General features: G+C 44.3%; 14 protein-coding genes. 6 read left to right on the forward strand and 8 right to left on the reverse strand.

Annotated elements, in window-relative coordinates; all coding sequences use genetic code 11:
• Positions 1-19 precede the first annotated feature (19 nt).
• The 3 genes from Q1B03_RS19770 (at position 20) to Q1B03_RS19780 (ending at position 4,194) form a co-directional block, all read left to right on the forward strand.
• Complete coding sequence (locus tag Q1B03_RS19770; protein WP_299745763.1) at positions 20-1,627, forward strand: ABC transporter substrate-binding protein; 1,608 nt, start codon at positions 20-22, stop codon at positions 1,625-1,627.
• Positions 1,628-1,697: 70 nt separating this feature from the next.
• Positions 1,698-3,233, forward strand: a complete 1,536-nt coding sequence (locus tag Q1B03_RS19775; RefSeq protein ID WP_299745766.1) for a glycoside hydrolase family 32 protein — start codon at positions 1,698-1,700, stop codon at positions 3,231-3,233.
• Complete coding sequence (locus Q1B03_RS19780; RefSeq protein WP_299745769.1) at positions 3,226-4,194, forward strand: carbohydrate kinase; 969 nt, start codon at positions 3,226-3,228, stop codon at positions 4,192-4,194. The genes Q1B03_RS19775 and Q1B03_RS19780 overlap by 8 nt, the downstream gene beginning before the upstream one ends.
• A 39-nt stretch (positions 4,195-4,233) precedes the next feature.
• On the opposite strand, the gene Q1B03_RS19785 is transcribed toward Q1B03_RS19780, so the two are convergent.
• A complete protein-coding gene (locus Q1B03_RS19785) occupies positions 4,234-5,010 on the reverse strand; it encodes a putative hydro-lyase (protein ID WP_299745771.1) in 777 nt (258 codons plus the stop codon).
• 475 nt (positions 5,011-5,485) lie between these two features.
• On the opposite strand from Q1B03_RS19785, the gene Q1B03_RS19790 reads away from it, so the two are divergent.
• Positions 5,486-6,421, forward strand: a complete 936-nt coding sequence (locus Q1B03_RS19790; RefSeq protein WP_299745774.1) for a cupin domain-containing protein — start codon at positions 5,486-5,488, stop codon at positions 6,419-6,421.
• Positions 6,422-6,519: 98 nt separating this feature from the next.
• On the opposite strand, the gene Q1B03_RS19795 is transcribed toward Q1B03_RS19790, so the two are convergent.
• The 4 genes from Q1B03_RS19795 to Q1B03_RS19810 form a co-directional block, all read right to left on the reverse strand.
• A complete protein-coding gene (locus Q1B03_RS19795; RefSeq protein ID WP_299745777.1) occupies positions 6,520-8,346 on the reverse strand; it encodes a M6 family metalloprotease domain-containing protein in 1,827 nt (608 codons plus the stop codon).
• 429 nt (positions 8,347-8,775) lie between these two features.
• Positions 8,776-9,201, reverse strand: coding sequence for a methylmalonyl-CoA epimerase (gene mce / locus Q1B03_RS19800; RefSeq protein WP_299745780.1), 426 nt, complete (start codon positions 9,199-9,201; stop codon positions 8,776-8,778).
• A 115-nt stretch (positions 9,202-9,316) separates the two neighbouring features.
• The gene (locus Q1B03_RS19805) at positions 9,317-10,099 is read right to left on the reverse strand and encodes a YibE/F family protein (protein WP_299745783.1); all 783 of its coding nucleotides are present in this window, start codon (positions 10,097-10,099) and stop codon (positions 9,317-9,319) included.
• A complete protein-coding gene (locus Q1B03_RS19810) occupies positions 10,096-11,235 on the reverse strand; it encodes a YibE/F family protein (protein WP_299745786.1) in 1,140 nt (379 codons plus the stop codon). Before Q1B03_RS19810 ends, Q1B03_RS19805 begins: the two co-directional genes overlap by 4 nt.
• Positions 11,236-11,628: 393 nt before the next feature.
• On the opposite strand from Q1B03_RS19810, the gene Q1B03_RS19815 reads away from it, so the two are divergent.
• Positions 11,629-11,955, forward strand: coding sequence for a four-helix bundle copper-binding protein (locus Q1B03_RS19815; RefSeq protein ID WP_299745788.1), 327 nt, complete (start codon positions 11,629-11,631; stop codon positions 11,953-11,955).
• A gap of 51 nt (positions 11,956-12,006) precedes the next feature.
• Here Q1B03_RS19815 and Q1B03_RS19820 read toward each other — a convergent pair whose 3' ends face one another.
• Together Q1B03_RS19820 and Q1B03_RS19825 are read right to left on the reverse strand one after the other, a co-directional pair.
• Positions 12,007-12,690, reverse strand: coding sequence for a response regulator transcription factor (locus Q1B03_RS19820; protein ID WP_299745791.1), 684 nt, complete (start codon positions 12,688-12,690; stop codon positions 12,007-12,009).
• A gap of 18 nt (positions 12,691-12,708) precedes the next feature.
• On the reverse strand, positions 12,709-14,070 hold the full coding sequence (locus Q1B03_RS19825; protein WP_299745794.1) for a cell wall metabolism sensor histidine kinase WalK: 1,362 nt from the start codon (positions 14,068-14,070) through the stop codon (positions 12,709-12,711).
• A gap of 177 nt (positions 14,071-14,247) precedes the next feature.
• Between Q1B03_RS19825 and Q1B03_RS19830 the strand changes: the two genes are divergently transcribed.
• A complete protein-coding gene (locus Q1B03_RS19830; protein WP_299745797.1) occupies positions 14,248-14,838 on the forward strand; it encodes a YdhK family protein in 591 nt (196 codons plus the stop codon).
• Positions 14,839-15,194: 356 nt separating this feature from the next.
• Here the strand turns inward: Q1B03_RS19830 and Q1B03_RS19835 are convergent, their stop codons facing one another.
• Positions 15,195-16,220: a serine hydrolase gene (locus Q1B03_RS19835; protein ID WP_299745800.1), complete on the reverse strand. Its 1,026-nt coding sequence runs from the start codon at positions 16,218-16,220 to the stop codon at positions 15,195-15,197.
• Between the last annotated feature and the right edge of the window lie 65 nt (positions 16,221-16,285).

The raw sequence follows: 16,285 nt of genomic DNA on the forward strand, positions 1-16,285 counted from the left end.
TATCAATGGGGGTTTAATAATGGGGAAAAAGACGAAGACAATGTCGGTACTTCTAATGTCAGGCATGCTCCTGGCAGCCGGATGCAGCAACAACAGTGAAAGTGCTTCTTCAGAGAATTATGAACTGGAAAATGTGAAATTTCCTTTAGAGGAACAGGTGACATTGAAAATGATGACGTCCAGTTCACCGCTCGCTCCGGATGATCCGAATGAAAAGCTGATTTTCAAAAGGCTGGAGGAAGAAACCGGAGTGAAGGTCGACTGGACCAATTATACAGCAGGGGAAACCTTCAATGAAAAACGGAATTTAGCGGTAGCAAGCGGTGAGCTTCCCGACGCGATCATGAATGCGGGGTACAGTGATTATGAGCTGTTGAAGCTTGCGAAGGATGGTGCGATTGTACCGGTTGAGGACTTAATTGATGAGCATATGCCTAACCTGAAAAAGGTACTGGACGATGCGCCCGAATATCGATCGATGATGACGGCGCCGGACGGACATATCTATTCCTTCCCTTGGATTGAAGAGCTTGGTTCAGGGAAAGAAAGCATCCACTCCGTCGATGACTTCCCTTGGATCAACGTCGAGTGGCTGAATAAACTGGGCCTTGAGATGCCGAAAACAACCGATGAGTTAAAAGAAGTCCTGAAAGCATTCAAGACGCAGGATCCAAACGGGAATGGAGAGGCAGATGAAATCCCTCTGTCATTCATCATCAATCATGGCGGTGAAGATGTGTCCTTCTTATTCGGATCGTTTGGATTAGGGGAAAACTGGGATCACACCGTCGTCACGAATGACGGAGAAGTAAAGCTGACGGCAGCGGATGAAGGGTATAAGGATGCCATCAATTATTTGAATGAGTTATATAAAGAAGACTTAATCGACGTAGAAGCCTTTGAACAGGACTGGAACACGTACCTGTCGAAAGGAAAAGAAGGTCGCTACGGAATGTACTTCACATGGGATAAGGCCAACATCACGGGGATGAATGATCAGTATGACCTCATGCCCGCCCTTGAAGGACCGGATGGAACGAAGAATGTGACAAGAACCAACGGCATGGGATTCGACCGTAACAGAATGGTGATTACAAGTGCGAACCAGAATCTTGAATTGACGGCGAAATGGATTGATCAGTTCTATAATCCGCTTCAATCGGTTCAAAATAACTGGGGAACCTACGGAGATGACAAACAGCAAAACATCTTTGAACTGGATTCTGCAACCAATTCATTGAAACATCTCCCATTGGAAGGTACTGCACCTGTCGAGTTAAGGGAAAAGACGTCTGTAGGAGGACCACTGGCGATTTTGGACGAATACTATGGAGTCGTCACGACGAAACCGGATGATGCGGCCTGGAGGCTGGGGCTGATGAAGGAAGTCATGGTACCGGATATGAAGGCAGAAAATATCTATCCTCGAGTATTCTTCTCCCTTGATGAATTAGATAAGCTTTCAAAGATCGAGACCGATTTACTTTCGTATGTGAAGCGGAAAAAGGCCGAATGGATCACGAATGGGAAGGCCGATGAAGAATGGGCAGATTACCTGAAAGAGCTGGACCGTCTCGGATTACAAGAGTGGCTGAAAATCAAGCAGGATGGATATGACCGAAATTAATCTTAATCGTATTCCTGGCTGCACCTTGCATGAGCAAACGTGCAGCTTTTAGATGTAAAGGAGGATCCTTATGACAAATGAGTATAAAGAAAAAACAAACCTATATTCCGAGACACACCGTCCGCAATTTCACTTCTCACCAAAGGAAAAGTGGCTGAATGATCCCAATGGTATGGTCTTTTTCGGAGGTGAATATCATCTATTCTTTCAATATCATCCACATGGCACCACGTGGGGACCGATGCACTGGGGACATGCAGTCAGTAAAGATTTAATTCATTGGGAAGAACTGCCGATTGCTCTTTATCCTGACGAACACGGTGCCATTTTCTCCGGAAGTGCCGTGGTGGACTGGAAGAATACGTCGGGTTTCTTCGAAGGGGAGAATGGAGGACTTGTCGTCATTTATACAAGTGCTGATACCTATACGGATTCTGAGCGCCCGAGGCAGAGGCAAAGTCTTGCCTATAGCCGTGACAATGGCAGGACGTGGGATAAATACGATGGGAATCCGGTCCTGTCTGATGAAAACATTACCGATTACAGGGATCCCAAAGTATTTTGGCATGAAAATTCTGACCGTTGGGTGATGGTACTCGCCACCGGTCAAACGATTACTCTATATACGTCCCACAACTTGATCGACTGGGAGTTCGCCAGTGAATTTGGTCAGGACGAAGGGGCACATTTCGGAGTATGGGAGTGCCCGGATCTGTTTCCACTCATGGTCGACGGAAATCCCGATCATGTAAAGTGGGTGATGCTGGTGAGTATCGGAGACAATCCCGACTATAAGGAAGGATCCAGGACTCAGTACTTTGTAGGTGATTTTGACGGCAGGACGTTTACCAATAATCATGACAGTGACATCATTCTCTGGCTTGATCATGGAAGAGACAACTATGCAGGAGTGAGCTGGTCCGATATTCCGGAAAAGGACGGCAGGCGAATCTACCTTGGATGGATGAACAATTGGAGATATGCAAACCAGGTTCCGACTGAAGTGTGGAGAGGAGCCATGACGATTCCAAGAGAGCTGACCCTGGTTTCGAGTGCAAATGGAGTCCGTCTTTTGCAAAAACCTGTCACAGAGCTTAAGCAAATAAGAAAAGAAACAAAGGTCAGCGAGCACATAAAGCTTTCGGATGAGGAATGCTATTCGATTGAAGTGGATCAAGAATTAATGGAAATGAATCTGGTTGTAAAGGTGGATAAGGTAAAGGAGTTCAGCCTTGATATCCATCATTCAGCAGAAGAGAGAACCAGTATTCGTTATGATAGGTTCACCAATCTTTTATCTGTCGATCGGACACAGTCAGGCATAGACGGCTTTTCTGATTCATTCTCCGGCATATCAGACAGTCATGTGGAATTAATGGACGATAAGCTTATTCTTCAGCTGTTCCTGGATGCGTCATCTTTAGAGGTATTCGCGCAGGAAGGCCGTGCCGCTTTCACCAATCTTATCTTTCCGAAGGGAACGAATACGACCCTTTCGTTGACGGTTAGCGGAGGAAAAGCGAATGTTGAACAACTATTCCTTACTGAACTTTCTTCTATCTGGAGTAAGGAAAAGGGGATAAAAAGGAGCTTAATAAATGAATGAACCCGCGATTCTGTGTATCGGAGAATTGCTCATCGATTTCTTCTGTACAGATATTGATACCGACCTGACTCAAGGAGAACACTTTTCTAAACAAGCAGGAGGAGCTCCAGCCAATGTGTGCGCGACCATTACCACACTTGGTGGCAGCGCCCGATTCCTAAGCAAAGTAGGAAATGATCCATTTGGCCATTTCCTGAAACGAACCATGATGGACCTTACCATGGATGATTCTTCGATTATCGTAGATGGAACTCACCCAACGACGATTGCTTTCGTCTCATTGAAAAATGATGGAGAAAGAGATTTCGTGTTTAATAGAGGGGCAGACGCCCATCTGAAAGAGGAAGAGCTAAATGAAAGCCGCTGGCGGGACTCATCCATCATTCACTTCGGCTCAGCCACCGCTTTACTGGATGATCCCTTTAAATCCGCTTACTTATCCTTTATCCAGAAAGTCAGAGAAGAGGGGAAATTCGTCTCCTTTGACCCGAACTTTCGAGCAGACTTATGGAAAGATAACGTGCGTGCCTTTATTAAGCTGGCAGAGGCATGCGTAAGAAATGCTGACTTCGTCAAAGTAAGTGAAGAGGAATGTAAACTCATTTCCGGATACTCCAATCTTTCAGACGGAGTCAACTGCCTCCATAGAGTGGGGGCTCATGCGGTAGCCGTCACCTTAGGGAAAGATGGGACCCTGATTTCAAATGGAAAACAATCAGCCGTCGTACCAAGCGTTCCCGTTCATTCCATCGACTCAACAGGGGCGGGGGATGCCTTTGTTGGGGCAACCCTACATCAATTCAATCAACACCAAAATCCCCGCGACCTTTTGGACGATATTGAACAACTAAAGAAAGTCATCAGCAATAGCAATGGCGTAGGGGCAGAAGTCTGTACAAAAATGGGAGCCATTAGCGCCATCATGGGACTGGGGGACAGGCACCGTGTCCCATCAGGATAAGCAAAGGGACGGACCTCTATCCAGAGGTCCGTCCCTACCTTATTTCTCTTCATTCAAATAGTCTTCATTCTTCCAGTCCGATACAAACATACATCCCGGAGCGTGGGTAATCATGTAGGGGATCTTTGCGTGGAGGGCTACTGCTTGAGGCGTCACACCGCAAGCCCAGAACATAGGGGTTTCCCCATCCTTGATCCCGACAAAGTCACCATAGTCTGGCTGTGTTATATCCCCAATGCCTATTTCACCAGGGTCGCCGATATGGACAGGAGCCCCATGCATCTTAGGAAATAACGAGGTGATGTCTGTTGCTTTCTGTACGAGGTGATCGGGAATCGGTCTCATTGAAACCACCGTCGGACCTTGGAATACACCCGCTTTTTCCGTCTGGATGTTTGTCGTATACATGGCGACGTTCTTATTCTCCTCGATATGACGCAAAGGAATCTCACCCTTGATCAGCTGACTTTCAAATGTAAAGCTGCAACCGATGAGAAAGGTGACGAAATCATCTCTCCAGACATCATCGACTTTCGTTTTCTTTTCAACCAACCGGCCATCCTCATACACATGATACATGGGTATATCCGTTCGAATATCTGAACCCTTCGCGTATCTGGATTCGAATTGACCTGCTTCCAGTACTTCGACGATGGGGCAGGCTTTAGAATTTCGGGTGGTGAACAGTAAAAAATCAAAAGCATATTCTTTAGGGAGAACGACGAGATTGGTTTGGACATAATCCTGGCAAAAACCGGATGTATGGGTTTGGTGCTTTCCGTTCCTGATGTTGGTTCTTAGCTCAGATGGCAGCATGGAATCAAACTTCCTTTCTCTTACTTAATGTGTTACGAATAGTAAGAATATTATAACATAGTGATGGGGCAGGCTTTGGCCACGAAAAATGCTAACGAGAATTAGGGCCGTGATGAACCCTTTTCTGTAGCTTACGATTGAACGGCTACTTGTTTTCTCTTCTCCTATTCATTAAGTACATAATAAAAAATCCAATAAATACTCCAAAACTATATAAAAGAATAAAGGACAGCTCCTGTTTTCCTATGAAATACAATCCCAGGAAGACGACAATTCCAACAAGGAAAGAAAAATACCAATGATTCATGATTGTCACCTCATTTTAAATTTTTTAAAATACTAATTTTTCCAAACTAGGTTATAGTACTATACCCGATCGATGGATTACTAACCTGGAATGTAGGCATGGGTAGAAGCACATCTCTTACTGCACCGCATATGATAACGTGGTAAAAACCTGAAAGGAATGAACAGTATGTACAATGTTCCGATGTCTTATCCAAATCATACCTATGCGAATCCAACGTTTCATAATAACGACTCCATGCTGAGAAACGGACAGGAGAATCACCAGCAGCTAGTGGATGTCCTCCTTAATGGAATCCAAGGAAAAGCTTCATCTGCGGAGTTTTATGGCCGGTTAGCGAGTGTTGCACCGAACCAGGATCACCAGCACAACCTCCTTCAAATGATGGAAGACGAACAGCGACACTGGTGGCAGTTGACCAATCTGTATACCTCCATTACTGGAAGTCAGCCTGTTTACCAGGTCGAGAGTATTCCATTTTGTTCCTACCGGGAGGGACTGCAGAGAGGATACCAAACAGCATTAGAGGACTATGAACAGTTTCGGATCGGCTGCCTGCAGGCGCAGCATTCACCTGCGTATGAAGTTCTCCTGAATACGTGTAAAGATGAATGGGAGCATGCGAAGCGATTGAGTCATCTCGGGGCAGATGCGGACCAGCGATTCACATTGAAGGATTATGGTCCTGCGCCGTTTGTGGTGAACATCGACGAGGCCACCGTCCAGAATGATACGTTCCGAACGGCCTTATGGACGGGAAAACATCTTCAGCTCACCTTGATGAGCATCAATCCGGGCGAAGATATTGGTCTCGAAATCCATCCTCATCTTGATCAGTTCCTGCGCCTTGAACAAGGGCAGGGGATCGTTCGAATGGGAGATCGGCAGGATAATTTATATTTTGAGAGTGAAGTAGAAGAGGACTTTGCCATCGTCATTCCTGCAGGTACGTGGCATAATCTGATCAATACGGGTGATACCCCGATTAAGCTGTATTCGATTTATGCGCCACCGCAGCATCCATTCGGGACGGTTCATGTGACGAAGGCGGATGCGGAGGCTGCTGAGGAAGCGGAGCAGGGGCGTTATTACTCAAGGTACTGATGGACATAAGGGACGGTTCTTCTTTCAAAAAGACCGATACTTTAGCTTGAAAAAACCTGAGCCCTTGATTTTGGGCTCAGGTTTCAAAACTTTACTTATTATTTTTTCTTTTCATTCGTGCTGTAGTAGAATTTTGCAGTAATGGATCCATCTTCTTTTTCTACGATATCTGTTACATGAATGCCTGAATCAGCTGGCGTTGAGCCATTGCCCTTCCAGAAATAATACGACCCCGTGTGAACATTTCCGGAAACTGGTGTCAGTTTATCCCCGGTTTTGAAGAAGTCACCGGAATCTCCACGATTCACGTTTTTCTCGAGATCATAGTTTCCATCCGATTGAAGAACAGATAGACCATAATGAGTGACAACTGTTCCGTCACTTGCTGTTTGAGTTTGATTATACTGGAATCGCTTATTCATCCAGTTCTCCACATTGTTTGGACGGAAGCCCGCTGTTTGATAAAGATTGATGATGTTCTCATCCACATGCCATGCTACCAAACCGTGTGAGTCTTCACCTTGACGGACTAGACCTTTGTTGAATCCGTCTTGCTGAACGTTTTCGAACAAGAAATACTCAGTACCGTTTGATCCCGGTACTTCCATTTTAACGATTCCATTATCGGCAGAAGCTTTGTTGATTGGTGGTAAGGTGATTTTCTGAATACCATCTTCAGGTGCTACATTTTTCGGTTCTGCCCATCCTAAGAAAATCTTGGAGAACGGATCAAAGTGTGTCGGTGAGTTTCCAGAGTAGGCTGGAGCATTTGGAAAACGCATCCACGAGCCGCCTGCCATCATGGAGTAGTTTCCAACACCTTCGGATGTATAAAGAGTGTCATAGAAATCCGGTAAGCCAAGGGCATGTCCGAATTCATGGGCGTATACCCCGGTTTGGGCAGGATAAGGTCCTTGTTTCAATTCATCTTTATAACCGTCCGTGGCCATATCATATCCTGCAACATTTCCGCCGATTCCTGGCTGGATGTTATAGTTATTAACCACAACTCCATCGTACGTCATATCTTCTACAACCGTTTTATTTATCCATTCTCCTTGACTCATACCTGCATAGACATCTGCAGTTTTACCCGTTTCATAGTACTTCCCATAATAAAGGGCACTTAATAGAGACCATTTATGAGACCAGAACTGTGCCGGGTCACGGCTGAATTCAGCCCCTGTTCCTTCATGGACAACGAAGATATTTGGAACTTCTCCATTTTCGGCATACTTTGAGAAATCAATCTGATCGTCTGCAGCCTTTAGAAGATCCCGGATGAATTCACCTGTGTGGGCGTCGCCATTAGCATTTCCATTTACGTATTCATCGTTTTCAGCATATGTACCTTCCTGGTCCAAATAGTAGGAAGCACCTTTTGGCAGCTCAACCCATGCAAAATCAGTATTTTCTTTACGTACCAGGTTAACTTTCCCATAACTGGATTCTTTGTAAGCATTTTGCATGGTACGGTCTTTCGGTACGTCTTGGCTATCATATTGCTTAAATACATCGAGTTCATATGGATTATATTCATCTCCAAAAATTAAATCCTCATAGTATTTCGCTGGAACTTGACCCTTCATGTCACCGATTGGCTCATCACCATCTTTGTACTTGGCTAATAAAACAAGTACTGGCACATCACCAGTAGCCTCTTTATAAGCGACATGATGATCCCCAGCTTGTTGGAACTTTGCACCATGACCAGCGATTTTTTCAGCGGGATCCGCTTTTGATACATCAATCCCTAACTCTTTCGCCTTTGCGGCCAGTTCAGGAGACGCACCCACATAATGGGCAAGACTTAAATCATATTTGCTGGATTCCTTTGCAGGGCTATCACCTGCTTGGAAGCCTGCCACAGCAACACCCCCGGCTATAACAAGAGATAAACCAGCTTTAGATAGAACTTTTAACAAGAGCACCACTCCTTTATATTTGATACAAATTAAATATATCAGAATAGTCTGTCAACAAATAGTTGAATTATCCTACAAGTTTCTACAACTATTGCATGTAAAGTTGAGAACAATAAATATTCTACAAAGAAAGACACAAGTATTAACACATGCTTCCATTTCTGTCTGCTTTTATTGATGGTTTTTGTCTAATATTGTAAAAATATTTTGAGGGAAAAGGATGAAATAGGGGAGACGTGTAGGATTCCCGAAAATTAAGAGTCATTTTAAGAGGGACATGGGGACAGGTTCGTTGTCCCAGGCAGTAGGTTCTGTGAAACAGACAATTGGGACACGGAACCTGTCCCCATGTCCCGATATCAGACGGTGGCCGTTGAGGTGACAAAAAACCCATTGAACGCATGAGGAGTCCAATGCGTTTTTGTTTGGCTAGATATTTTCCCCATCGGGATAATCACAGTACTCAATGATCGTGCCTTCCGTATCAGCAGGGTTCAAGTAGATCAATCTTCTGCCATGCTTGTTGATCCGAAGGCTATCCTCCAATGTGCGGATCCCCTGATGCTTCAGTTCTTCGAGAGCGACATCGAGGTCATCCACACGATAGGCGATGTGATGGACGCCCTTGCCTTTTTGCTTGATGAACCGTGCGATGGGTGATGTATCATTATTTGTCGGCGCAAGTAATTCGGTTCTCGCACCGTCCACCTCCAGGATGGCAATTTCGCTTTCGACACCCTTGGCATCGCTTCGATAGCGGTCGATCAGCTTGGCCCCTAGAACATTCTCGTAAAAGTGGATGGTATCTTCTATGTTTCTCACAGCTACTCCAATATGGTCGATCGTCTTTTTCATGCTCATTCTCCTAAAGTCTGAATCAGTGTAGGTGCTATCTTACCATATCTTTTTGGTGGCGTGAAAGAATCGGTTCGACTCTGCTTTTTAGTAAGTTTCGATCCTGAAAAAATTTTCACCGTTCAATCCTGTCATTCGACTCGTTTCTCCGCTTCACCAAAAAGTAAGCCGTGATCCAGGAAGTGACCGGAATCGCGAGGGCGACACCGATCCCTGCTGAACCGATGAAGATCATTTCGGAACTGAATACTTTGGAATTCACGATTTCCCCGATTGAGTAGGATAAGTCCTTGAACCAGATCAGCAGCCCCATATAGCCTCCGAAGAAAGCAAAGAACAGCGTATTCGTGCTGGTTCCAAGGATATCCCTGCCAATGCTCAGCCCCGAGGAGAATAGATTTTTTCTGCTGATGGTGGGGTTGTGATAGGCGATTTCACGCATGGGCGAGGAAATCGAGATGGATAAATCAATGATGGCACCGATCGTACTCATGATAATCATGGATGCCCCGATTTTCACAAAGTCCACTCCGACAAATAAGGAAAACGCCCCGATTTCCTCGGTTTCCTCTTCACTGAATCCCTGGATCATCGCCTGATCGGTCAACATCAGGATGAAGAAGAGCAGTAAGCCGGTGGTGATGATCGTCGAAAGAAAGGCTGTCCCCGTCTTGATGTTGATCTCACTGATGAAAAACAGGGATATGCAGCTGATCAGGGTGCAGGCGATCAGCGTGAGGATGATTGGATTCATATTTGGATCATTCATCAAAATGATGGTGAAAAGAAGCACGCCGAAGTTCAGGAATAGAGCTACAAAGGAGCGTGCACCTTTTTTTCCACCAATCGTGATCATTAAGATGAAAAGGATGGCTGCGAGATACAGTTGTACAGTCATGATCTAGCCTTCTTTCTGTTAACAAAAAAGATGGATGTATAGATGGCGATCGGGATTGCTAGTACAATGCCGATTCCCCCGGTCAGTGCCCTCGCCATTTCCAGTGAAAGATTCATGGAAAGGGTGAAACCGAGTGGAGAAGCATTTTTGAAAAAAAGAATGAGCATGGGAATCGCCCCGCTGATATAGACGAAGAACAAAATATTCGTCATCGTTCCCATGATGTCCTGGCCGATATCGAATCCCGACTTCCTCAACGCTTTGATGGAGATGTCTGGATTCTTCTCGTACAGTCCGAAGATGGACGACGATAGGGTGATGGCGACATCCATCACCGCTCCCAAGCACCCCACGAGTATCCCTGCCATGAACACCATTTCATATGGACGGGTAAGGAATTGCATCTCCTCGTAACGGAGACCGTTTCCGGAGGTGAATCCGACCACAACATAAGCAATCAAGAGTGTCATGAACGTTCCAATCAAGGTCGCAACAACTGCTGCATACGTTTTTTCATTAAAGCCATTGACGAATAAAAGGGATATACCGGTAAATAAAATCACCCCGATGCTGCATACTGCCAACAGGCTTATATCCTCTGAGTTCAGGTAAATATCCAGGGCATAGGACAGGATGACGGCATTGACTCCAAGGGTGATCAGGGAGAACAGCCCCTGCTTCTTCCCGACCACTAATAAGAGCAGGATAAAAACCCAACCGATGATCATCATGTATGTATCCCGCTTGACGTCTTCTATGTTCCCGGCCAGCTCCGTCGTTCCTGCTGAAGATGAATCGATACTTACGAATAATTCGTTCCCGGGGTGATATTCCTGATCAGTGGCCCCTGAGGAAGAATATTCATTGGTTAAAGTGATCATCTCTCCCTTTTGAACCCCGTTCTTCAATTCAGCTATGACCTGCTGGGAGTAGAGCTTATCCTTATTTCCATTCATATCCTCCATTTCCGTCGTTTCCACAATCTTCGTACTGATCACTTCGGCAATCGGTCGATCATACCATTCATGATTGTGGTAGACGAAATAGAGGGAAGCGGCCACGCATAGTGTGAGGGTGATGTATATAAAAAGATGTTTGGAACTCAAGTTTTTGCGTTCAGTGATTTGTGCAAACAACCATCCATACCTCCATGATTTAAATCAAAACTAGTATATGTATGGGATGAACTAAACAAGCTCATCCACCTGGTCTTCCATTGGTTACTTGCATTAATGGAACGAGCATTTATTCATTATTCCATAAAAAAGACGGTTAATCAAAAGAAGGGACGGACCTTGTGCGTTCATAAGAAAGCATGAGGTCCGTCCCTGTTTATTAAGTATGTTCCTTACCTAACACAAGGTGCGTTCTTCCAAGATGCCCCTGTTTACCCCCTATTTTTGCAGAAGTTATACAAATAAAAATAAACCTCTTTGTTTATAAAAAAATGTACCTTATCCGTTTATTGCAAAATGAACGGGATATAGTAAACGTGTAGGAAATACTTAATCTTAAAGGAGGAATTCAAATTGTCACACGAACAATACCAATCGGCCATCAACGCACTCCATGAATGTATGGTGGCGTGTAATCATTGTTACGATTCTTGTCTAAAGGAAGAAGATCTCAACATGATGAAAGAATGTATCCGGTACGATAGGGAATGTGCGGATATGTGTGCATACTTAGAACAATCCTTAGTAAGAGGGACTCCATTTGCGTCTGAGCTTGCCAGAGTGTGTGCTGCGATTTGTGAAGCATGTGGGGAAGAATGCAAGAAGCATGATCATGATCATTGTCAGGCATGTGCCGATGCTTGCTTCAAATGTGCAGAAGAATGTAAGAAAATCGCCTAAAGGAAATGAACATAAGAAAAGATCAAAGGACAGGGAGCCTTTGATCTTTTTTTATGTTTTCCATTGGTAGCCGATGCCCCATATTGTTTTCAAATGATGTTCAATGGGGAAGCCTGCTTTTTTCAGCTTTTCCCTTAAATTCCTGATATGGGAATCCACGGTTCGGATATCGGTCGTGGAATGGATATCCCATACCATGAGAAGGAGCTGTTCCCGGGTGTATACCCGTTCAGTGTTCTTCATCAAGGAGTGCAGGATTTTATATTCTTTTAACGTCAGAGGGCTGATTTCATTTTCATATTTTAACGTGTAGGAGTCTTCATCCAACGTAAAAGCCCCTCTGGTCAAGTGATGATCCTCTACTTGGTCATACTGTTTGATCCTTCTGAATTGAGCGTTCACACGTGCGACCAGTTCCCCTTCGTCAAAGGGTTTTGTGATATAGTCATCAGCCCCGGCGTTTAAGCCTTTAATGACGTCATCCTTATCACCCCTGGCCGTTAACATGATGATGGGGACGTTTGAAAACTCCCTGATTTTTTCACAGGTTTGAAAGCCACTGAGCTCAGGCATCATGATATCCAATATGACCAGGTCTACGGAATGTTTTTTAACAGACTGAATTGCGTCATAGCCGTTATTTTTCTTTTTGCATACATACCCGTGAGGCTTCAGATAAAGCTCCAGCAGGTTCAGCATCCTTCTTTCATCATCGATTAATAAAATGGTATTCACCAGACTGACCTCCAAGCATCACAGAATAATGTTGATCGATGTTCCTTTATTTCGTTGACTTTGTATTGAAATTTGACCGCCGTGTGCTTCCACCAGTTCTTTGACAATGGATAGCCCGAGACCGGATCCGCCAAATTCCCTGGAACGTGATTTCTCCACCCGGTACATCCTGTTGAATACCTGTGGAAGTTCATCCGGTGGGATGCCCATTCCCTGGTCGTTAATCAGGAGGTTCATATTCCCTGATTCGTTTCGCTCAACCGTCACTTCAGTCGTTGAATGCGGGGGCGAATGTTTTAGGGCGTTATCCAATAAGTTCATGACGATTTGTTCAAGTCGAATGGGATCGGCATGGAACGGGAAATCCTCCTTCACAGTCAAAATGAGATCGATTCCCTTTCTTTTAAAAACAGGAGCAACCTTGTTGATGACTTTTTGATAAAAAGAGCCCGAATCGATGGTTTCAGTTTGAATGGAAAAATTGTTTTCATCAATCTTTGCCAGCTCAAATAAATTTTCGATCAACGTCAGGATGGTTTTGGATTCTTCTTGGATGATGTTCAGATATTCTTTTCGTTCAGATTCCGGGATGTCCTCTCGAAGAGCCACATTGGCATATCCTTGAACATATGTCAGGGGGGTTCTGAGCTCATGAGAAATATTCGCTAGGAATTCAGTACGCTCCTGTTGAATGGTCTCTAGATCTGTCGCCAGCCTCTGAATGGAATCCGATAGATCCCCAAGTTCATCCTGACCGAGTTCCGGAAGTTTCACCTCAAAATTCCCTTTGCTCAATTTTTCCGTCGCCTGCTTCATTTTTAACAAGGGACGCGTCAGAAGTTTCGATAGGAGAAAATGGATACCCGTTAAGATGATGAGACTAAGTATTCCTGCGAGAAGGAAATGGCTGTTCAATTGGCTGATCAGGTTCCGCAACGGTGTGGCGCTTTTGAACATATAGACATATCCTTCGTTCCGTTCACTTTCGAAGGATGTAACGGTAGATAAATAATTCATATCCTTCCAATTTGATTCGATGACCCTTCCTTCACGGGTCAACGATTCAGGGGTGACTTGGATTAGTTCACGCATCCCATCCGTTAATACACGTGAACCAATGATGACGTTATGGTTTTCATCTGTGATCACAACTTCCGTTTCCGTTTTGGATTCCATGAGGGCTATGTGGTGGAGCGTCGTTTCCGAATAACGATCCTCTAACACATCACGATGACTGTTCCCCCGTGATAGAATCGATTGAAATTCTTCCTCGATCCGTGTATCGATGATATTGTCATGTAGATAGAGCATCAATAACCCTTCCATCACGAGAACCGCAATCGTGAAGTAGAGGGCTAACTTTGTTGAAATTTTCTTCATAGTAAAACCTCATTTTGTCATTTCCTTTATTTTACCGAAAAAATATGAAAAAACTATGCACAATGCTTCAAGCCTGAAGGCATTTGTCATAAATCTTTCATGATTTTCTCGCATTTCTCCATATAATTTGCAATTTTGCGGGATAAACTTTAATTCATAAATGAGAGGAGGACTACCATGACTCAAAATAGTAAAAAAACGATCCTATTATTTTTTACAGCACTGTTTCTCCTGTTGGGTGCCTGCTCCAACAATGAAGAGGATATGGGACATGAAGACGGAAATGACCAGGAGATGAAGGAAGAAATGGACGGGATGGACCATGATGACATGGATCACTCAAGTTCAGGAGAAGTACCTGAAGGCTTGAAGGAAGCGGCGAATCCCACCTATGCAGCAGGAAGTAAAGCCATCATCCAAGATGACCATATGGAAGGGATGAAGGGAGCCGAAGCCACAATCACAGGTGCTTACGAGACCTTTGTCTATACCGTTTCCTATACACCAACCACTGGCGGAGAAAAAGTGGAAGATCATAAATGGATCATTCATGAAGAAATTGCCGATCATGGTGAGGAACGTTATTCATCTGGGGATGAAGTCGTCCTAAACGCCGATCACATGAAAGGGATGGAAGGCGCGACCGCGACAATTGATTCCGTTGAAGAGACGACGGTGTATATGGTGGATTTCACACCAGTAACAGGTGGGGAAGAGGTAAAGAATCATAAATGGGTGACAGAGAGCGAGTTGTCACCGGCTGAATAAAGGTTGTTTAGTAAATCTTAATGCATGAGCTTATTCTAAAAAAGGATAAGCTCTTTTTTGTGCAATAAAGAATTGAAGGAATCTTGAATATTTGAAATAATTAGGAGGGAAGGGGGAATACCCATGAGCCTTATAAAACGGGTGTTGGTCCTATTAGGGTTAGTTGATGCAGTACTGATCATCATGTATCCTATGGATTACTACATCCTTTTCTTGAGACCACGGGATACGTATTTCCGATAATTTTAATATGGGGAGGTATGAGATATTTCACTTGAAGCTGTTGGAAGAAAAGAGGCTCCATCGTTCTTCTTTTTACTGGAAAGCCGGACGATGGAACCCTATTTTTAATGCACTCAGATTTCAAAATAACCTTCAATCGATTTCGTCACTTCAAACGGGCCAGATGATTCTCTATTAGATGGAATTGCCAGCTTCAAGTCAAGTGCAGGGTAAAATGAGGCGCGGAAACTCACTCCGGGATCATAGCCCATCACATGAAACTTGTAGATCTCCTCATTCCTTTGATTCATCCATATTCCATACCCGTAGTGCACTTCTCCATTCACATGGACATGAGGGGTCAGCAGCATCCCGGTCGTTTCTTCATTTACCAGTTTATAAGAAAATAAAGCTTCCCAAAGGCTCATCATGTCTGATGCTGTAATAAACGCACCGCCGTCAGCCCCGCCTTTTACAGGAATTGAATAGAGGTTGGTTCTCCATGTATTCTCTTCCTCTATATATCCGACTGCCGTGTTGGAAGGAAGGCAGTCCAATGAAAAATAGCCAGAGTGGTCCATGCCTGCTTTATGGAAAATCTCAGATTCTATATATTCTGTAAAAGACTGCCCTGTTTGCTGTTCAATGATCAATCCCAATAGGATGAAACCTGCATTATTATAATGAAATCGATCACCGGGAGTGAATTTCATCTGACCGGATTGAAAGAATGGCAGGAAATCCCGTAGCGATCTCATGTGATAAACTGGTGTTTCTTTCCATAGCTCTTCAAAATCAGACATCACTTCTTCATCAAAATAATCCGGAATGCCTGATGTATGTGTCAAAAGATGATGGACGGTCACACGGTCATCAAAATGAGGAAAGTCGATATCCAAACAATCCTTTAGACGAGTGTCAAAAGAGAGTGCCCCTTTTTCAACCAATTGGGCTATTCCTATGCTCGTAAATAACTTACTCCCGGAGGCAATTCCGAATCGTGTAGTCGGTTTGTTCGGAAGGCGATCAGATCGGTTCGCATAGTCACGGGCGCTTTCGGATACAACTTCTGTCCCTTGTTTAACTAGGACGACACCAGAGAAGTCGAGTTCTTGACAGCTTTGATCAATTAGATTACGCAGCTCGGTATGTTTGCTCATTGATTTAACCTCCGTTATAGTCTATGACTCTACAAATCATTTTTTATTACATATTAACATAAATT

The sequence above is a fragment of the uncultured Rossellomorea sp. genome (genome assembly GCF_947488365.1).
Taxonomy (GTDB): domain Bacteria; phylum Bacillota; class Bacilli; order Bacillales; family Bacillaceae_B; genus Rossellomorea.